At 74.7% G+C, this 19,064-nt stretch carries 16 protein-coding genes; 3 read left to right on the forward strand and 13 right to left on the reverse strand.

From position 1 onward, the window contains the following. Positions 1-17 precede the first annotated feature (17 nt). The 5 genes from JQN84_RS15000 to JQN84_RS15020 are packed head-to-tail and all read right to left on the reverse strand — an operon-like array spanning position 18 to position 6,007. Positions 18-1,895 carry a beta-galactosidase trimerization domain-containing protein gene (locus tag JQN84_RS15000; protein ID WP_204959015.1) on the reverse strand — a complete coding sequence of 626 codons (1,878 nt, stop codon included), beginning with the start codon at positions 1,893-1,895 and terminating at the stop codon, positions 18-20. After that, entirely contained in the window at positions 1,892-2,887 is a 996-nt protein-coding gene (locus JQN84_RS15005) for an NAD-dependent epimerase/dehydratase family protein (RefSeq protein WP_204959016.1), read from the reverse strand. The genes JQN84_RS15000 and JQN84_RS15005 overlap by 4 nt, the downstream gene beginning before the upstream one ends. Then, positions 2,880-4,223, reverse strand: coding sequence for a nucleotide sugar dehydrogenase (locus tag JQN84_RS15010; RefSeq protein ID WP_204959017.1), 1,344 nt, complete (start codon positions 4,221-4,223; stop codon positions 2,880-2,882). The genes JQN84_RS15005 and JQN84_RS15010 overlap by 8 nt, the downstream gene beginning before the upstream one ends. Position 4,224: 1 nt before the next feature. Then, positions 4,225-5,691: a class I adenylate-forming enzyme family protein gene (locus JQN84_RS15015; RefSeq protein WP_204959018.1), complete on the reverse strand. Its 1,467-nt coding sequence runs from the start codon at positions 5,689-5,691 to the stop codon at positions 4,225-4,227. Positions 5,692-5,704: 13 nt separating this feature from the next. Then, positions 5,705-6,007, reverse strand: a complete 303-nt coding sequence (locus JQN84_RS15020; protein ID WP_204959019.1) for an acyl carrier protein — start codon at positions 6,005-6,007, stop codon at positions 5,705-5,707. Positions 6,008-6,312: 305 nt separating this feature from the next. On the opposite strand from JQN84_RS15020, the gene JQN84_RS15025 reads away from it, so the two are divergent. After that, the gene (locus JQN84_RS15025; RefSeq protein ID WP_204959020.1) at positions 6,313-7,605 is read left to right on the forward strand and encodes a type III PLP-dependent enzyme; all 1,293 of its coding nucleotides are present in this window, start codon (positions 6,313-6,315) and stop codon (positions 7,603-7,605) included. A gap of 65 nt (positions 7,606-7,670) precedes the next feature. Here JQN84_RS15025 and JQN84_RS15030 read toward each other — a convergent pair whose 3' ends face one another. The 7 genes from JQN84_RS15030 to JQN84_RS15060 form a co-directional block, all read right to left on the reverse strand. Further along, positions 7,671-8,432, reverse strand: a complete 762-nt coding sequence (locus tag JQN84_RS15030) for a 4'-phosphopantetheinyl transferase family protein (protein ID WP_204959021.1) — start codon at positions 8,430-8,432, stop codon at positions 7,671-7,673. Beyond that, positions 8,429-9,622, reverse strand: a complete 1,194-nt coding sequence (locus JQN84_RS15035) for an acyl-CoA dehydrogenase family protein (protein WP_204959022.1) — start codon at positions 9,620-9,622, stop codon at positions 8,429-8,431. The genes JQN84_RS15030 and JQN84_RS15035 overlap by 4 nt, the downstream gene beginning before the upstream one ends. 6 nt (positions 9,623-9,628) lie before the next feature. Beyond that, complete coding sequence (locus tag JQN84_RS15040) at positions 9,629-10,309, reverse strand: acyl-CoA/acyl-ACP dehydrogenase (protein WP_204959023.1); 681 nt, start codon at positions 10,307-10,309, stop codon at positions 9,629-9,631. Then, positions 10,306-11,178: a hypothetical protein gene (locus tag JQN84_RS15045; RefSeq protein ID WP_204959024.1), complete on the reverse strand. Its 873-nt coding sequence runs from the start codon at positions 11,176-11,178 to the stop codon at positions 10,306-10,308. Before JQN84_RS15045 ends, JQN84_RS15040 begins: the two co-directional genes overlap by 4 nt. Beyond that, entirely contained in the window at positions 11,178-11,468 is a 291-nt protein-coding gene (locus JQN84_RS15050) for an acyl carrier protein (RefSeq protein WP_204959025.1), read from the reverse strand. Before JQN84_RS15050 ends, JQN84_RS15045 begins: the two co-directional genes overlap by 1 nt. Before the next feature lie 120 nt (positions 11,469-11,588). Continuing rightward, positions 11,589-12,983 (reverse strand): preATP grasp domain-containing protein, encoded by a 1,395-nt coding sequence (locus JQN84_RS15055; RefSeq protein WP_204959026.1) that lies wholly within the window; start codon positions 12,981-12,983, stop codon positions 11,589-11,591. A gap of 21 nt (positions 12,984-13,004) precedes the next feature. Beyond that, positions 13,005-13,940, reverse strand: a complete 936-nt coding sequence (locus JQN84_RS15060) for a 3-oxoacyl-[acyl-carrier-protein] synthase III C-terminal domain-containing protein (RefSeq protein ID WP_204959027.1) — start codon at positions 13,938-13,940, stop codon at positions 13,005-13,007. 245 nt (positions 13,941-14,185) lie between these two features. Here JQN84_RS15060 and JQN84_RS15065 point away from each other — a divergent pair, with 245 nt between their 5' ends. Both JQN84_RS15065 and JQN84_RS15070 read left to right on the forward strand, forming a co-directional pair. Continuing rightward, entirely contained in the window at positions 14,186-15,580 is a 1,395-nt protein-coding gene (locus JQN84_RS15065) for an aldehyde dehydrogenase family protein (protein ID WP_239485552.1), read from the forward strand. A 43-nt stretch (positions 15,581-15,623) separates the two neighbouring features. Next, entirely contained in the window at positions 15,624-17,540 is a 1,917-nt protein-coding gene (locus tag JQN84_RS15070) for a PhoX family protein (RefSeq protein WP_204959029.1), read from the forward strand. Between the two features lie 157 nt (positions 17,541-17,697). On the opposite strand, the gene JQN84_RS15075 is transcribed toward JQN84_RS15070, so the two are convergent. Then, on the reverse strand, positions 17,698-19,056 hold the full coding sequence (locus tag JQN84_RS15075) for a preATP grasp domain-containing protein (protein WP_204959030.1): 1,359 nt from the start codon (positions 19,054-19,056) through the stop codon (positions 17,698-17,700). Between the last annotated feature and the right edge of the window lie 8 nt (positions 19,057-19,064).

Raw genomic sequence — 19,064 nt, forward strand, 5'->3', positions numbered from 1 at the left:
GCGAGGCTGGGCGGGGGTCAGGGCAGGGCGCGGGTGCTCGGGACGGCGCGGCGGCGCACCCCGGCGGGGCTCGGGCGGGTGACCAGCCGCCAGTCCTTGCCGTCCAGGGCCACCTGGCACCGCAGGCGCGCGCCGTCGGGCGTACGCCAGCGCAGGTGGACGCGGCGCGCAGTCGGCGCGTGGTTGACCAGCAGTACCTCGTGCGGGCCGGCGGCCCGGCCCGGCAGGATCTCCACGTCCGGGTCGGCGCAGTCCACCTCGGGGAACAGCCCTGCCAGGGCGGCGACCCGCCGGTAGAGGCGCTCCCAGGTGGCGGCGGTGAGCCGTCCGGGCACGTCGAGCTGACGCTCGAACGGGGCCGCGCAGAACACCACCTGGCCGAGGCCGAGCGGGTTGCGTACCAGGGCCGGGGTGCCGTTCGGGTACCGGCCGAGGACCTGCCCGGTGGTCGCCGCCAGCACCGACGGGCGGACCCCGGCGCCCGCCCAGTCCAGCGGCCACCGGTCGGTGTCCCACTCGACCCGGTCGTGCCCGGCGGTGAGCAGGGTGTAGTCGACCAGCTCCACGCCGGCCAGCTCCGGCCCCGGAAATCCGTGCAGGTGGTCGGCCATCGAGTAGTAGACCGTCGCCCCGTGGCGGGCCGCGCGACCCAGCCGCGTCAGGTCGGTCAGGGTGACGTGGCCGACCGAGGGACAGACCACCAGCCGGTAGCCGGTCGGGTCGCCGGCGACGATGTCGACGTCCAGGTGCGCGCGCTTGAGCAGCAGGTAGGCGTAGAACGTGGCCGCCGTGCCGACCCCGGTGTCGAGGTAGGAACCGCCGTCTGCCCGGACGCGTTGCGGCAGGTAGAGCGCGACCGGGGCCCGACCGGGGCCGGGCCGCATCCGGGGGGCGGCGCGCAACGTCTCCCGCAGCCCGGCCAGCGCCGGACGGGGTGTCCCGTCGAGACGGTGCAGGCCCACGAAACGCTCGCCGGGGCGCTGCTGGTAGGGCTCCTCGGCGGAGGCGATGTCCTGCCAGCACCAGGCCAGCACACCGGCGGCGCCGTTGCCCAGGGCCGCGGCGGTGGCGGCCCGCAGGTAGGCCGCCGTGGTGGCCTCGTCGGTGCCGTAGCTGGTCAACTCGTCGACCAGCGGCACCCCGAACGCCCGCGCGTAGCGGACCAGGAACGGCACCAGGTTGCTCGCCTTGTAGGAACTGGTCGACTCGATCGACACCGGCGCCCAGGTGGGGAAGCCGTGCAGCGCGATCAGGTCCAGCCCGGCGGCGTTGTCCGGGCCGAACGGCGCGGCGCCGAGCACCCCGGAGGGGTCGTTGGCCTGGGTCACCAACAGCCCGGGGAGGTGCGCGCGCAACGTCTCGGCCAGGCTGGTCTGCCAGGCCGCGACGGTCTCGGGGGGCAGCCGGGCGGCGGTCGGGTCGACGTTGGCGATCTCGTCACCGAGGTCGACGGCGAGCACGTTGCCGGCGCCGTGGAGCGCGATCGCCGCCCGTCGGGCGTAGGCCCGCTGCCGGTCGAGCAGCTCCGGGTCGTCGATGAGGCTGCGCCCCCGTCGCCAGGGCAGATCCAGCCGCTGCCCGTTCATCCAGATCGTCAGCAGGGACAGCACGCAGGCCAGCCCCGCGGCGTCGGCCAGGTCCACGGCGGTACGCAGCCGGTCGAACACGACCGGGTCGTGGTGCCCGGGTGTCGGCTCGAAGTCCCGCCAGAACATAAAGATCCGGACGGTGTTCAGGCCCGCGTCGGCCATCGCCCGGAAGTCGCGGCGCAGCGCTTGCGGATCCCAGTCGGTCCAGATCCGGCAGCCGGCCGCCGACGGGTGGTAGTCCACTCCGGCGACGACGAACGGCGTCCCGTCGCGGCACAGTGTGCCGTCGCGGATCTCGAACGTCATGCCCGTTCCCCGGTGGTCGCGGGCGGGGCGGCCGCCTGGTCTGCGGCGTACCAGTCGAAGGTCTGTCGCAGCCCCCGGAGCAGGTCGACGCGGGGTGCGTACCCGATCGTGCGCCGCAGCCGGCCGAGGTCGGGCAGCCGGCGGTCCGGTGAACCGGGTGGGGGGTCGAAGACCTCGAAGGTGGGGGTGTAGCCGGCCAGCCGGCAGACCCGCTCGGCAAGTTCCCGGATCACGATCTCCTCGGTGTCGTTGCCGATGTTGGCCACGACCGGTTCGACGCCGGGCAGCCGGGTCAGCCCGACTGTCGCGTCGACGGCGTCGTCGATGTGGCAGAACGCGCGGGTCTGGGTGGCCCCGTAGATGGGGAAGGGGTCCTGGCGGACCAGCGCCCGGGCCACGAAGTGGGGTATCACGTGGTCGTGGCCCATCCGCGGGCCGTAGATATTGTGGTAGCGGCCGATGCGCACCGGAAACAGGTCGGCGCACTGGCGCAGCAGCGTCTCGGCGACGATCTTGCTGAGCCCGTAGGACGCCCGGGGCAGCGTCGGTTCGGGCAGCACGAAGGGCACGTCCTCCGGCACCGGGAACGGCGCCAGACCCAGGCGGGTGGCACCGTCGGCGACCTCGCTGGTGGAACTCAGGTAGACCCGCCCCGGCGGGCGGCGTCGGCACCAGTCCAGCAGGTTCAGCACCGCACGCAGGTTCACGTTGAGCGCCCGGGACGGGTTCTCGTTGTTCTGCCGCACCCCGACGACCGCGGCCAGGTGGTAGACCTCGTCGAAGTCCCCCGCGAGCAGGTCCACCGGAAGCGGGGTGGTCAGGTCGTGGCGTACCAGCCGGGCCTCGGCACGAACCTCGTCGAGGTCCCGGTCGGCCCGGCCACGGGACAGGTCGTCGAGCAGGGTCACGTCCGCGCCGTCGCGCAGCAGCCGGCGGGCGAGGTGCAGGCCCACGAACCCGGCGCCACCGGTGATCAGGATCCGGTCAGCCACGGCCCAGCCTCCGGTAGTCCACGTCGGCCGCCCCGGACAGCGCCGACGCCAGGTCGCCCCAGACGTCGACGACCAGGGCGGGGCGGTTCATACTGCGGCGCAGCAGCGCGGCGTCGAGGTCGGCGCGGTAACGCGGATGGTCCACCAGCAGCACCAGCACGTCGGCGTCGGCCAGACCGTCGGCGAGGGACGCCGGGGCGTACCCGAGCCGGGCGGTGACGTCGTCGGGGACCAGGTAGTCGTGGCCGGCCAACAGCCGGACCCGCTCGCGCAGGACGTCGGCGACGACGGTGGCGGCGGAACCCCGCACGTCGTCGGTCTCCGGCCGGCCCTTGTAGGCCATCCCGCAGACCAGGACCTTCGCGTCGGCCGGGGCCCGACCGGTGGCGGCCAGCGCCTTGAGCACCCGTTCGGTCACCAGGTGCGGGACCTGCTCGTTGACGGCGCGGGCGGCAGCCACCAGCGGTGGATGATATCCGGCCGTCCCCGCCGAGTACACCAACAGGTACGGGTCCTTGGTCAGGCAGCTCCCGCCGACGAATCCCGGTCGGGCCAGGTCGGGCCGAGGGTAGCCCCGGTTCGCGGCGGCGATGACCTCCGTGGCGTCCACGCCGACCGCTTCGGCGATCATCGCCAGCTCGTTGCCGAAGCCGTACAGCAGGTCGGTGTGGGCGTTGCAGGCCAGCTTCACCAGCTCGGCCGTCTCCAGGTCGGCGGTGACGACCTGCTCGGGGGTGAGCCGGGCGAACAGTCGCCGGGCCCGGTCGGCGGAGCGGTCGTCCAGCCCGCCGACGACCTGCGGGAGGCTGGCGAGCTCGGCCAGCGCGCGGCCCTGGATGGTGCGTTCGGGGCAGCAGGCCAGCAACGGCTCGTCGACCCGCTCGCGCAGCAGGGGCAGCAGGGTCCGCCGGGTCGTCCCGACCGGGACGGTGCTGCGCACCACCACGAGGGTGTCCGCGGTGGCGGCGGCCGCCGCGGTCTGCGCGGCCAGCGTGAAGTGGCGCAGGTCCGGCCGGCCGGTGCCGTCGTCGAGCGGGGTGCCGACACAGATCACGACCGCGGCCGGCGTGACGCCGTCCAACGTGTCGGTGATGGTCAGCCGATCCGCCGGCAGGCTGCGGAGCAGCTCGTCGACACCGGGTTCGAACAGGGTCGGGGTGCCGGCCCGCAGCGCCGCCCGGGTGCCCGCGTCGGCTTCCACCCCGACGACGGGCACGCCGGCCTGCGCCAGGCTCACCGCCAGCGTCAGGCCCACGTACCCGAGCCCGATGACGGCGACGGGACCGCCCGGTCCGTCGGCGGGAGCCCGCGTCGGCGGGGGTGTGGGGTCGGTCATCTCAAGCCTCGCTTCCGATCGGAACGGTGGTCACGGTGGCGATGACGGCCTGCCGGTCGACCTTGCCCATCGCGGTACGGGGCAGCCGGGCCAGCGGGTGCAGTTCGTGTGGCACCTCGTACGGCGCGAGACCCCGCGCCCGGCAGTGCGCGGCGAGTTCCGCCGGCCCGGTACCTGGCGCGAGCACCACCGCCGCGTGCACCCGCTGCTCGCCGTCGGCGTCGGTCGCGCCGAAGACGAAGACCTCCCGAACCCCGGGGTGCTCGTCGAGGACCCGGGCCACCCGGGTCGGGTTGACCTTGCGACCGCCGACGTTGACGAAGGTGTCCTTGCGGCCGAGCAGGTGCAGCCGGCCGGCCTCGTCGACGCGGGCCAGGTCGCCGGTGTCGTAGAAGCCGTCCGGGGTGCTCACCGGGCCGGACGCGCCCAGGTAGCCGTGGAACAGCGTCGGCGTGCGCACCGACAGGTGGCCGGTTCCGGCGGGGTCGTCCGGGTCGGCGCGGGTCAGCCGCAGGTGCACCCCGGGTGCCGGCACCCCCACCGACGTGTCGGGCTCGTCGCCGGGGTCGGGCTGGTAGCTGATCAGTCCGGTTTCGGTGCTGCCGTAGAACTGGCGCACCGACACCCCGAGCACGGCGCGCGCCTGGTGGCCGAGTTCGGCCGGCAGCGGCCCACCCGACGACACGGCGGCCCGCAGCCGGGCCGGCGTCGCGCGGTTGCGCAGCACCGGGGTGAGCAGCCGGTACACCAGCGGGGTGCCGAACAGGACGGTCCCGTCGGCGACGAGCGCGTCGGCGACGCGGCCCGGCTGGAACCGCCGCGTCGTACGGAGTTCGGCGCCGGAGACGACCGCGGCGGTGAGCGCACCGACCAAGCCGAACGAGTGCGCCAGCGGCACCGCGGCGACGACCACGTCGGCCGGGGTCAGCCCGAGCAGCTGGCGGTAGGTGTGTCCGCCGTGCCACACGTTCGCCGACGAGTGGCGGACGATCTTGGGTTCGCCGGCCGAGCCGGAGGTCAGTTGGAGCACCTCGCCGGCCCGGTGCGCGGGGGTTCCGGCGGCCCCGACGGGATGGACGCGGCAACGCTCGTAGCTGAGGAAGTCGACTCCCGCCGGCGCGGCGCGGGCGGCGCGGGCCGGGCCGACGACGGTCCGCACCCCCGGGTTACGGGCCGGCGCGAGCAGGTCGGTCAGCGCTGAACTGCCCTGCTCGACCGGCAGCACGTCCACACCCGCGCCGGTCAACCCGATCAGCGCCGCGACACTGTCCGGGGTGTTGTCCACGATCACCAGCACCGGGGCGCCCCGGGGCAGGGCCGCCGCGCCGGCCGCCACGGCGCGGGCGGTGTCGTGCAGCTGCGCCCAGGTGGCCAGGTGTCCGCCGGTCGACGTCGCGGTCCGCAGCGCCGCCGCGTCGGGGCGCTCGTCGCGGCGGCGGCGCAGCTCGGTCAGCAGCCCGCCGGGCACCGGGCCGGTCCCGTCAATGACGCGGCCCTCCGTCGATCACGGCCGGCACCGCCGCGTGCGCGGCGCAGACCGCCGCCAACCCGGCCGGGGTCGCGTCCTCGAAGATGGTCTCCAGCAGGGTGGACCGCAGCGCCTCGGCGCTCTGCCCCCCGGCTGGCCGGTAGACGTCGATGAGTCGCTGGAGCACGTCGACGGCGCGGACCGAGTCGCCGCCGCAGTCGAAGAAGTCCTCGTCCGGTGCGAGCGGGCCGCGCATCAGCGCCGTGCCCATCAGCTCACCGATCGTGGCGCTGACGTCGGAAAGCCCGTTGCCCATGTCGTCCCCGATCAGCTCGTGGCGGGTGGATGCGGCTGACGCCGCTGGCCGGGCGGGCACGCCGCGCCGCCGGGCGGGTGCCGGACTCACCCCGGCCGCCGTGCCACCAAGGTTCACCCGGTGCCGGCCCCGGGCAGAAGGCGCGACCGAGCGCCCCAGTGCCCTGCGCGAACGGGTATGGCGCAGTGCGTCGACCGGTGTTCCGGTAGCTGCCCGCCCTGACCGTCGGAGCGCCCGTTGGCGGCTTGTCCCGCGCCGTGCAGCGCCCAGACTGACCAGGGACGGCAGAACCGGGAGGCGATGGCATGACAGACGACGTCGGCGTGCAGGGAGTGCGGTTCGAGGAACTCGCGGCGCGGTACGGCACCCCGCTGTACGTGTACGACTCGGCGGTGCTGGGCGCCCAGTTCGACCGGCTCCGGGAGGCACTGGATCGGCGGCTCGAGTTCTTCTTCTCGCTGAAGGCGAACCCCAACGTGGCGGTCTGCGCCCGGCTCGCCGGCCTCGGCGCCCGCGCCGAGGTGTCGTCCCTGACGGAGCTGCTCACCGCCCGCCGGGCCGGGGTACGCCCGGAGGACATCATCTTCCTCGGCCCGGGAAAGAGCGCCGAGGAGTTGCAGGCCTGCCTGGCCCAACGGATCTACGCGATCGTCTGCGAGTCCCTGGGCGAGCTGCGGCTCATCGACAGCCTGGCCCGCGCGGCGGGCACCGTCGCACCGGTGGCGCTGCGGGTCAACCCGAACTTCACGGTCAAGGGTTCGGGCCTGACGATGGGGGGCCGGCCCCGGCAGTTCGGCATCGACGAGGACGAGCTGATGAGCCAGACCGGGTTGGGCAGCCGCCACCCCGGGGTCCGGCTGATGGGGGTGCACGTCTACCTGGGCACCCGCATCCTCGACGCCCGGGTAGTCGCCGACAACAGCCGGCGCGTCCTGGACCTGGCCGAGCGGGTCTCCACCCGGCTCGGGTTTCCGCTGGAGCTGGTCGACGTCGGCGGTGGGCTGGGCGTGGCGTACTTCGACAACGAGCAGGACCTCGACGTCGACGCCCTCGCCGGGCTGCTCAACCCGATCCTCGGCGAGTTCCGGGCCCGGCACCCGCGCACCCGGCTGGTGATGGAGCTGGGGCGCTACCTGACCGCCCCGGGCGGCATCTACGTGGTCCGGGTCCGCTACCTCAAGACCTCCCTCGGTCAACGGTTCGCGGTCACCGACGGCGGCACCCACCACCACATGGCGGCCGTCGGCATCGGCTCCTACGTCAAACGCAACTTCCCGATGCGGCTACTGCGCGCGGCGACCGGAGCGGTGGAGCCGTGGCACGTGACCGGCCCGCTCTGCACCCCGAACGACACGCTGGGCAAGAACGTCCTGCTCCCACCGCTGCGTACCGGCGATCTGCTCGGTGTGCTGCGGTCCGGGGCGTACGGGCCGACCGCCTCCCCCGTGCAGTTCCTCAGCCACGGCTACCCGGCGGAGGTGCTCGTCCACGACGGCCGGCCGTATCTGGTGCGCGAACGCGACCGGCCCGAGGACATGATGCGCCGCCAGCACCTGCCGGGCGCGCTGCGGGCCCGGACGTCCGTGCCGGCCCGCTGAGGGCGGGCCCCGGTCGACCGGGTCGACGCCGCCGGACGCCACCGACCACGGTGGCGCCGGCGGCATCAGCCAGCGACCGGTCCGCCCGGGTCGAACGGGCGGCCGAGTGACAGCGGCCGGGAACCGGCCGCCGCGCGGGCGAGGTCCACCGGGCGGCAAACGTGGTACCCGACGTCGAACGCCTCGGTGCCGGCCAGCGCCACAGCACCCCGGTAGCCGGGCGGAACCCGCAGGTCACGTACCCGCCACGGGCCCGGGATCCGGCCGCCGGGCCGGTGCACGAGCAGCCCGTCCGGGCCGGCCACCGGCAGGTCGAGCCCGTTGAGCAGCCGGTCCCCCGCCGCCTTGACGCAGGCCTCCTTACGGGTCCAGAGCGTCAGGTGGACGGCGGCCCGGTCGGCGGGCGGCGCGGTGGCGACCAGCCGCGCCTCGGCCGGCGGGAAGTAGCGCCGGGAGAACACCTCGACCGACCGGCCGGCGGGGGCCTGTTCGACGTCGACGCCCACGTCACGTCCGGCGCTCACCGCCAGCAGCGCGCACCGGCCGGAGTGCGAGATGTTGAAACGCAGCGTGCCGTCGCCGAGCAGCGGCTTGCCCCAGCGACCGGTACGCAGCGGCACCCGCGCGGGCGGCTCCCCCCGGTAGCTGCCGAGGATCACCCGCAGCGACCCGTATACGGCCAGGAACCGACGCCGTACGGCCCGATCGGCGTAGCTGTCCCGGCGGGCGCGTTCCGCCGGGGTCAGGACCTCGTCGAGGACCCGGGCCAGCGGCGGCGGCAGGGCCAGCCCCAGCCGCCAGACGTGGACCACCCCGGGGCCGATCACCGGTCGACCGCCGGCCCGTCGACGCCGGGGGGATATCCGGCGAAGGCGCCCCGGTCCAGCGCGGCGGCCACCGCCAGCCGCTGGACGTTGCCGGTGCCCTCCATGAACTCCAACGCCGCGGCGTCGCGGGCGAACTTGTCCAGCAGCGGCTGGTCCAGGCGGGCGCCGGGCCCGAAGCAGCGCAGCGCCCAGCGGGAGACGTCGGCGGCCAGCCGGGTGGCCCGCAGCTTCGCGGCCGAGGCGAGGTGCCCGCTGCCGCTGTCGGAGTCGACCGCGACGGCCGCCAGTCGGGTCAGCCGGCGTACCCCCTCGATCTCCCCCTGGGTGCGGGCCAGCGCGTCGCGCTCGGCCGGGCGCAGCGCGCGGCGGTGCTCCCGGACGTAATCGCAGGCGGCCTGGGCGAGACCCACGGCCATCGCCGCCACCGTGGGGCGCAGCAGGTTGAACGTCCGCTGCCAACCCCAACTGCCCCGGCGCATCGGGGAGAGGTGTCGACCGAGGAGTTGCCCGTCGGTGATCGGCACCGCGTCGAGGGTGAGCGCGCCGAGCTGCGCGCCGCGTACGCCGAGGGTCGGCACCGCGACGGCGGTGAAACCGGCGCTGGACGTGTCGACAAGCGCCGCGCCGAGGCCGAGCGGCCCGTCGCCGGTGCGGTGGAACACCACCCCGACGGAGGCGCGCAGGGCGTTGCTGATGTAGCGCTTGCGACCGGTCAGGCGCCACCCGGAGCCGTCGGCCGACTCGGTGGCGCGGGTGCGCAGGCCGGCGGCGTCGGTCCCGCCGCCGGGTTCGGTGAGGGCGAAGAACGTCCAGGTGGGCCGCTCCAGGAGCCGGCCGTAGAACCACTCCTGCTGGGCACGGTCACCGATGGCGGCCACCAGCACCCCGGACATCGACGCGCCGGGCAGCGCCAGCATCATGCCCAGGTCACCGCGGGCGATCTCCTCGCAGAACACCACCCGTTCCCGCGCGGCGGTGAGGTGGAAACGCTCACCGGCCAGCACCAGCGGCGTCGGGTTGAACGCGGCGGGGATCTGCAGGTGCGCCGCGCAGGTCACCGCTGGGGCGTCCAGCAGCCGTAGCACCACGTCGGGGTCGCGGTCCAGGTCGAGGGCGTACGGGCGCAGCTCGGCGGCCCAGCCACGGGCCTGCCGGCGGAGCAGCCGCAGCCGGTCGTCGAGTTCGGGCACGGCCGGTCACCTCCGCACGCCGGAGCGCCGCACCTCGTGGCGGGCCGGCAGGTAGACGTCGGCGAGCAGGTGGGACAGGTACACCGCCCGCCCGGGGCCGTCCTCGGTGTAACCGGCGGCACCGAGCACCGGCAGCAGCACGTGATCCGAGGCGGTCAGCTGGTGGTGTGCCTGCACCAGGTCGACGGCCGGGTCCGGGTCGGTCAGCAGCGCCCGGACGGTCAGCTGGTCGGTGACCGCCTCGGCGAGGGTGGCCTGGACGAGTTGCTGGCGCAGTAACGGTCCACCGGCGGCCCGCCGGCCGGCCAGCTGGGAGCGGGCCCGGTCCAGCAGCCCCGCCGAGCTGCCCAACCGCAGCCAGGCCAGGCCGAGCAGCCAGGTCCGGTACGGCTCCCACCCGGATCCGTCCGGGCCAGGCAGGCCGCGTACGGCCAGCAGGTCGGCGTCGCGTACCGGCGCGGGCAGGGTCACGGCGGTGACCCCGGTGAGTTGCCGCAGGGGCGTCCCGCCGGGCCACACCCGGTCGGCGGCGCGGCCGACGTCGCCGGGCGCCAGCGCCTGCCCGGCGGGACCGGCGACCAGCGCCCCTACGGCGACCTGGTCGTACAGGGCGGTGAGGGCGGCCTCGACGCCCCCGGACCGGGCGGTGTCGTACGGCCGGGTCCAGCCGTCGGTGGCGGTGGTCACCGCTGCCCCGCCGCCGGGACGTCGAGCAGGCAGGTAGCGAGTCGTTGCTGGTCGTGGTCGGCGATCAGCACGCGGGCCCCGTCGACCTGCCACCGGGGTAGCCGGGCGGCCACCTCCCGCCACACTCCGGTGACCGGCTGGCCGGGCTGCGCCGCCAGCACCCGCGTGCCGGCCGGTACCGGGGGCACCCGCCCGGCCAGGCCCGCGCCGGTCACCAGCACCTGCGGGCCGTACTCGGCCAGCGCCTCGACGAGGGCCGCCTCCGGTGGCCGGGAGACGGTCGGGACGCTGCGCGGCGGGTACAGCCGGCCGCCGTCGGCGGCCGGGTCGAACGCCAGCGCCGCCACCGCGTCGCGCGCCACCCGCAGCCGCTGCGGCACCGGCAGCTCGTGCAACAGCGCCGACTGGTCGACCGCGATGAGCAGCAGCCGGCCGGCGGCGTCCCGGCGGGCCCGGTTCGCCAGTACCTGCAGGGCGGTGAACGCGGTGATCAGGCCCTGGTCGAGCACGGCGAAGGCGAGCCCGGCGTCGGGCACCAGGGTGCTCAGGTGGCACATCGGGAACCCCGGCTGCGAGTCGGGGGTGGCGGCGGCGAGCACCGCCAGGTCGAACCGGTCGGCGTGGGGGCGCAGTTGGGGCAGCACCGCGACGACCATGTCGGTGAAGGAGTTGCGTCGCCCCTCGAACGCGCCGGGTGGGCAGGTCGTGCCGTAGGAGCGCATCAGGTCCGGGTAGTAGACGTGGTCGTCGTTGCCGAACGGCCGGCCGGGGCCGAACACCTGGTGCACCGCCCGAGCCAGGCCGAGCGGCGCGGGTTCCCCCGCCGGGGCGTCGGTCGCCGACCGACGCCCCGGGGCGGTGACGTACATCAGGCGTTCTCCTCGACCTGGCCGGTGACGTAGGTGACGAGCGCGCCGACGGTCTCGAAGTCGGTCGGCTCCAGGGTGTCGGTGTCGAACTCGACGCCCAGCTCCGCCTCCAGCTGGATGAGCAGTTCCAGCACGCTGGTCGAGTCGAAGGAGAGGTCCTCGAAGAGGCGTAGCTGCGGCGAGATGCCCGCCGGGTCGCGGCCCAGCATCTGCCCGAGGGCGCCGACCACCACACCGGTGATGTCGCTGGTGGCGGCCGGCGGGGCACCGCCGACGGTCGTGTCGCTCATGTCGTCTCCCTGTCTGGTCACGGTCCCCCCGGGCGGGTGGGGCCGGTGGCGTGGGCCGGTGCGGGGGGCACCGGCCGGGCGGTGCGCGGCCGGCCCGGGGCGGGCCGGCCGGGGTCGCGGCTAGGGCTGCCCGACGGTCGCGGGGCAGTCCCGCAGCCGGGCGGTGACCTCCCGGTCGATGGCGACGACCTGCCGGTCCGACTCGGCGGCCACCATGGCGTAGAGCCGGCCGCCGAAGCTGCCGCCCTCGCCGCCGGCGGTCCCGGCGGCGTTCACGGTGGCAAAGTTGTTGATCACCAGGCCTGGTCGGTCCGGCCGGTCGGCGAGCACGCCGTCCAGCAGCGCCCGCAGCTCACCGAAGGGCAGCGGCCTGGTCAGCCGCAGCGGGTACTGCCGGGCGAGCGCGACCGTCCCGGGGCCGTACCAGGTCCGGCGCAGCCGCTCCTGGTACGTGGACATGTTGTTGCGCGCGTTGATCTCGACGATCGGGTAGAGCCGGTCGTCGGTGGTGGTCAGGGCATCCACCCCGACCACCCCGAAGTACCCATCGGTGGCGAGCCGGCGGCCGATCGCCTCGGCGGCGGAGCGCACCTGCCGGTGCTGCCCCGGCGTCAGACGCGCCGGCATCCGGTGGCCCTGGTGCACGCCGTCGCTGGTGATCGCCTCCTTGACCACGTCGAAGTGCACGTCGCCGGTGCGGTCGACGGTCATCTGGTAGTTGAGGTCGTGGCGTTTGGGCAGCCACTCCTCCATGATCACGCCGACCCGGCCACCGCTGCGCCGGGCCCGGCGCGCGATCAGGGTATGCAACTGGGCGAGGCGTCGCCGGTCGCGGACGACCATGATGCCCCGGCCGGAGACACCGTAGGCGTCCTTGAGCACGATCGGGCGTCCGGTGTCGAGCCAGCCGCCGGCCCGGCGGACGGCCCGGTCCAGTTCGTCGACGTCGCGGCAGACCATGCCCTCGGCCTGCGGCAGCCCCACCTCGTCGGCGAGCAACCGACTGTAGATTTTGCTGTTGACCTGCTTGCAGACGGCCGCCGCCGGTGCGGCCAGGGGCAGGCCGGCCAGCTCCGCCAGCCGTTCCTCGACCGCCGACACGCCGTGCGGCCACAGCCGCGCGCCGAGGCCGGCCAACCGGCCCAGCGCGGCGACCAGCTGCGGATCGGCCACCGCGTCCTCGCTGACCGTGCGCTGCGGCTGCTGGTCCCGGACGGTCAGCACCCGGGGCAGGGCCACGCCCAGGTCACCGAGGTAGCGCAGGTACTCCTCGTCGGGGGGCGACTTGAGCACGACGTGGTCGTCCGGGCCGGCCAGCAGCAGCGCGCACTCGTCCATCCGGTTGACGATGGCCCGGCTGGCCGGCATGACGATTCCCGGCAGGCCCGGCTCGCCCCGCGCCCAGTGCTCCTCGACCTCGAAGTTGCCGAGCAGGACGAGGGGGCGGTCGGCCGCGCCGGTCAGCGCGGTACGCAGCGACGCCAGGACGTCACCGGTGAGTGTGTGCGGGTGCACGTGTCGCTCCAGGCTCGGGGATCAATGGACGAGGACCATCGCGGAGACAGTGGCGCCGAGCCCCACCGACGTCATCAGGTACGGGTCGCCGGGTTTCAGCCGGCCCTGCGCGCGGGCCAGCTCGTAGGCGGCGAAGGAGTCCGCGGCGAAGCAGTGCCCGGTACGGGGAAGGTTGTCCAGGACCAGCCGCTCGGCGCTGCGGATGTTCAGCAGTCGCAGTACCCGCAGCCAGGACACCCGGTTGACGTTGTGCGGCAGGATCGCCACGATCCGGTCCAGGTCCAGCCCGGCCTCGTCGACAGCCGCCCGGACCACCTCGGCAACCATGACCGGGTAATCGTCACGGAAGGCCGCCGCGTCCTGCTCCGACATCCACGGCCCGGCGGAGAACCGGCCGTAGGTGCCGGCCGCGTAGGAGAGCACCCGGTCGCGCTGGCCGTGCGCGTTGACCAGCAGCGCCGAACAGCCCTCCCCCATCACCCCGGTGCCGGAGATGACCTGCGCGGAGGCGGTGAACGCCTTCTCACCGGTGAGCACCAGCGCCAACGCGGCGGGGTCGGGATCGTCGGCCAGCAGTGTGCCGGCCAGGTCCACGGCGAGCAGACCGGAGGCGCAGGCATGCTGGCTGACGGTGAACGTCGTGGCGTGGGCCAGGCCCAGCCGGCGGGCCGCCTCCCGCACCGGGTTGACCGGGTAGGGGGCCACCACCGGCATGGTCCGGGCGTGCAGGACGTAGCGGACCAGTTGCTCGCGGCCCCGCAGCGCGACCAGCCCGGCACCCCCGCCGACCAGCAGATCGGCCAGGCTGCCCTGCGGGTCGAGCCGGACCTCACGGAAGCCGTAGAAGCGCTCGTGCATCCGGATCTGGGCCGGCGAGAAACCGTAGGCGGCGAGGCAGTCACCCGCCGACACCCGGTTCGGTGGCAGGTAGGTGTGCACCGCCTCGATCGAGGTCACCTCGGCCCCCTCCCGCCGTCACCGGTCGTCCGACGATCCGACGGTCCCGGGTCGGGACCGCCCTGCGCCAACGACCCTCCCGCGCCCCGGCCGCACCCGGGAGCCGCCGACGGGCGCACCAAGACCCTGGCCGGACGAGCATGCCCGCAAGCGGGGGTTCTGGGCCCTGGCGTCGGCGCGAAGACTGACCTGGTCCGTCAACCGGATGGGCCAGGTCAGTGGGGAGAGGGTCCGTGTTCATGCCGATGACCATCGCGGGACGTTCCACGCGCTCCCCCGGGCGGATACCGGTGGAGGATCCGGCCACGGCCGACGTCTTCGCCGAAGCGCCGCGCTGCACGTCCGCGCAGCTCGACGACGCCGTCGTGGGCGCGGTCGACGCCTTCGACGCCTGGTCCCGGTCGAGTGCGGACCGGCGGCGGGCGGCGCTGCTGGCCTGCGGTTCGGTGCTGGCGCAGGCGGGTGACGAGTTGGCCGAACTACTCACCGCCGAGCAGGGCAAGCCGTTGCGTCAGGCCCGGGCGGAGGTGGCGCTCGCCGCCGACTGGTTCGGCCACACTGCCGAGCTGTCGCTGTCCCGGCAGCGGCTGGTCGCCGAGGAGGCCACCGAGGTCACCCTGGACCGGACGCCGGTGGGCCCGGTGGCCGCGATCGCCCCCAGCAACTACCCGGTCATCCTGGCCGTCACGAAGATCGCGCCGGCGCTGCTGGCCGGTAACACCGTCGTGCTCAAACCGTCGCCGGTCACGCCGCTGGCCAGTCTGCGGATGGGTCAGCTGCTGGCCGAGGTGCTGCCGCCGGGGGTGTTCAGCACGGTCAGCGGCGACGGTGACCTCGGGTCGGCGCTGGTGGCGCACCCGGCGATCCGGATGGTCTCCTTCACCGGGTCGATCCGCTCCGGCCGGGCCATCGCGCGCTGCGCGGCGGACTCGTTCAAGCGGGTGGTCCTGGAGCTCGGCGGCAACGATCCGTGCATCCTGCTGCCCGGCACGGAGGTCGGCCGGGTCGCCGGGGACATCTTCCGCCGGGCGACCGTCAACAGCGGACAGTTCTGCGCAGCCATCAAGCGGGTGTACGCGCCGTCGGGCCAGGTCGCCGAGCTGACCGAGGCGCTGCGCGCCGAGGCGGCGGCGGTGACCGTCGGCGACGGGCGCGACCCCGGGACCGACCTCGGCCCGCTGGTCAGCCGGGCCCAACTGGAGCACGTCCACCGGCTGGTGGACGCCGCGGCGCGGGCCGGTGGCCGGGTGGTGACCGGCGGGGCGGCCCTGCCCCGGCCCGGACACTTCTACCCACCGACCGTGGTCACCGACCTGCCGCCCGGCACCGACCTGGAACAGGACGAGCAGTTCGGGCCGGTGGTACCGGTCATCGGCTACGACGACCTCGATGAGGCGGTGGCCCGCGCCAACGGCACCCGCTTCGCCCTGGGCGGTTCGGTCTGGGGCGAGCCGGCGGTCGCCCGGGACGTCGCCGCCCGCCTCGACTGTGGCACCACCTGGGTCAACACCCACGGCGACCTGCGCCATGACGTCCCCTTCGGTGGCCTGCGCGACTCCGGCGTCGGCGTCGAGTACGGCCACTGGGGGCTGTTGGAGTACACCCAGATCAAGATCACCCATACCGTGCGGCGGCCCTGAACCGACGGGTGCCGCCGCCGGCCTATCCTCGTGGAGGTCAGCCATGTCCCGCCCCGTCACCCCGTCCCCCGGCCCGCTGCCGGAACCGGACGACATCAGCGCCAACCCGTCGGGCAACCGGCTCTTCGCCGACGTCCTCACCGTCCGGCTCTCCCGCCGGACCGCGCTCACCGGCGGCGTGGTGGCGGCGGCCGGCTTCCTGGGCGCTGGCGCGGCCGGCGGCGAGGCGGCAGCCGCCGGCGGGGCGCGGCAGCGTCGGCGGCTACTGGGTTTCCAGCCGGTCGAGATCAGCTCGGCGGACACCCTCACCGTTCCCGACGGCTACACCGCGCAGGTGCTCATCCCCTGGGGCACCCCGATCCGCGCGAACGGGCCGGCCTGGCGTCGGGACGCCGCCAACACCGCGGCCGAGCAGGCCCAGCAGATCGGCATGAGCCACGACGGCATGCGGTTCTTCCCCCTGGGCCCCGACCGTGGCCTGCTGGTCCTCAACCACGAGTACGCCGACCAGCTGCTGCTCTTCCCCGACGGGGACGCGGTGATGACGGCGGAGAAGGTCGCCAAGTCGTTGGCGGCGCACGGGGTCAGCGTGGTGGAGGTGGCGCTGCGCCGGGGGCGGTGGGAGCTGGTGGACTCCCGGCTCAACCGGCGCGTCACCATGGCCACCCCGGTACGCTTCGCCGGCCCGGTCGCCGGCGACCACCCCTCGTTGCGTACCGGGGCCGAGCCGCGCGGGACGCTGAACAACTGCTCGTGCGGCGCCACCCCGTGGGGCACCTACCTCACCTGCGAGGAGAACTGGAACGAGTACTTCGCCACCGACGACCCGAGCTGGGTACCCACGCCGGAGCAGGCCCGCTACGGCGTGACCCGGGAAGGCTACGGCTACCGGTGGCACCAGGGGGATCCGCGCTTCGACCTCGCCGCCACCCCGCACGAGGTCAACCGGTTCGGGTGGGTGGTGGAGATCGACCCGCGTGACCCCACGGCGAAGCCGGTGAAGCGCACCGCGCTGGGCCGGATCAAGCACGAGACCGCCACGGTGACCGAGTCCCGGGGACGGGTGGTCGTCTACACCGGCGACGACCAGGTCGGCGAGTACATCTACAAGTTCGTCAGCGCCGGCCGCTGGCGGACGATGCGGGCCACCGGCCGGCACCCGCTGGACCACGGCACCCTCTACGTCGCCCGGTTCGACGACGACGGCACCGGTCGCTGGCTGGCGCTGGCCCACGGCACCGGCCCGCTGACCGTGGCCAACGGCTGGCGCGACCAGGCCGACGTGCTGCTCCGGACCCGGCAGGCCGCCGACGCGGTCGGCGCCACGCCGATGGACCGACCGGAGTGGATCGCGGTGCACCCGCACACCAACGAGGTGTACGCCACGCTGAGCAACGGCCCCGGTTTCCCGAACGCGGCCAATCCCCGGCAGCCCAACCCGTTCGGGCACATCGTGCGGTGGCGCGAGCGGCACGGCGACGCCACCGCCACCACCTTCGAGTGGGACATCTTCCTGCTGGCCGGTGACCCCGCCTTCGACCCGAGCGTGCCGCTCGACGCGGCGGGGATGTTCGGTTCACCGGACGGGCTCGCCTTCGACGGCGACGGACGGTTGTGGATCCAGAGCGACATCTCCAACTCGTCGCTGAACAACCCCCGGACGTACTACGTCAATCTGGGCAACAACGCGGTGCTGGCGGCGGACCCGGTCACCGGGGAGGTACGCCGCTTCGCGGTCGGGCCGCGCGGTTGCGAGATGTCCGGGATCTCCTTCACCCCGGACCACCGGACCATGTTCGTCAACGTCCAGCACCCGGGTGAGGCGGTGGCCACCATGGACCGGCCCACCCCGCAGAACCCACGGGCGGTGAGCAACTGGCCCGACGCCGACCCGGACGGGCGGCCCCGCTCGGCGACCGTGGCGATCCGTCGCCGCGACGGTGGGGTGATCGGTCGCTGACCCGGCGGCGTCGTGGGCCGGGGGACACCGCTCCCCGGCCCACGACGCCGCCCACCGACAGACCGCAGAGCCGGTGGACCGCAGAGCAGCAGGACCGCAGAGCCGCAGGACCGGTGGACCGGGCAGCGAGCCACCGGCCAGCGGACGAGCGGGCGGCTCAGCCGGTCGGCGGCACGGCGGCGGTCTTCGACCGGCGGGGCCGGCCACCACCGCCGACGGCGGCGGCCAGGTCCCGGGCGGCGTCCGCCACGACCTGCTGCGCGTGCGCCGCGTCGGCCCCCGGGGCCAGCAACGACAGCACCGGCTGGCGGAACCCCAGCCCGCGTACCGACGTCGGGTAGATCCGCACCCCGTCGGCCCAGAGCCGGGCGAGCACCGGCCGCACGTCGTCGAGGTAGGACAGCGGCCCCCGGGTGCCGAGGGTGACCGCGTCGTGGGAGAAGACCACGCGCTCCGCCGGCCCCCAGCGGTCCAGCAGGGCGATCGCCGGCATGGCGCCGCTGCGCCGGGCGTTGATCTCGGTGACGTGGTAGGCGCCGTCGTCGGCCAGGACGAAGTCCACGCACATCCAGCCGCGGAAGCCCCGGGCGTGCGCGGCGACCCCGATGCTCCGGCCGATCCGGGTCATCCGGTCCGCCTCCGCCCGGGGCACCGAGCCGGGTCCGACGTGCACCCCCTGCACCCGGGCGACGTCCACCGCCATCGCGGTGGGCACGATCTCCCGGACCCCCTCGTCGTCGATGCGCAGGTCCACCGCCGGGCAGCCGATTCCCGGGCGGTGCGGCACGAACCGCTGCACCAGCAGCGGGAAGGTGCGCAGGAAGGGGTCCCGCTCCACGGCGGTCCACAGCGCCCCGACGCCCGGGGCGTCGCGGCGCAGCACCACCGAGCCGTCGCCTCCGACGCCGTACGGGCTGCGCACGATGACCTGGTCGTGCAGGGTCAACAGGTGCTCGACCGCGCCGCGCAGCTCGACGTCGTCGACCACCAGCAGCCCGGACGGCACCCGCACCCCGGGCACGTCCCGGGCCAGGTCGAGACAGCTCAGCTTCGAATCCAGGTGCCGGCTGACCCAGTAGTCCCGCTCCGGCACCCCGTCCAGGCGCACCGTCAGGCCCCAGCCGCGCAGGGCCGCCGCGAGCAGGAAGACCTCCGGCGTCGCCCCCCAGGTGACCAGCCGTACCTCGTCGTGGCCGGTCAACAGGGCGCGCAGCCGGGCCAGCGCCGCGCCGTCGCGCAGCAGGTCCCTCGCCACCATCCCGCTGGCGGGGACCGGCGAGACGACCGGCGGCGTCGGCTCGTCCAGCAGCCGGTGCACGTCGGCGTACCAGTGCGGGTCGTGGCCCTGCGGCAGCACCAGCACCCGCCGGCCGCTGCTCCAGTAGACCGCGTAGTCGCCGAGGTGACCGGCGACCCGGGTGACCACGTCGGTGACGGCCGGGCCCAGCCGTACGGTCGGGTTGCGGGTGTTGAACTCGGCCACGTTGGGCACGACGACGTCGATCGGCTCTGTCATGCGCACCT

This window comes from Micromonospora humidisoli (assembly GCF_016900955.1).
Classification (GTDB): Bacteria; Actinomycetota; Actinomycetes; order Mycobacteriales; family Micromonosporaceae; genus Micromonospora; species Micromonospora wenchangensis.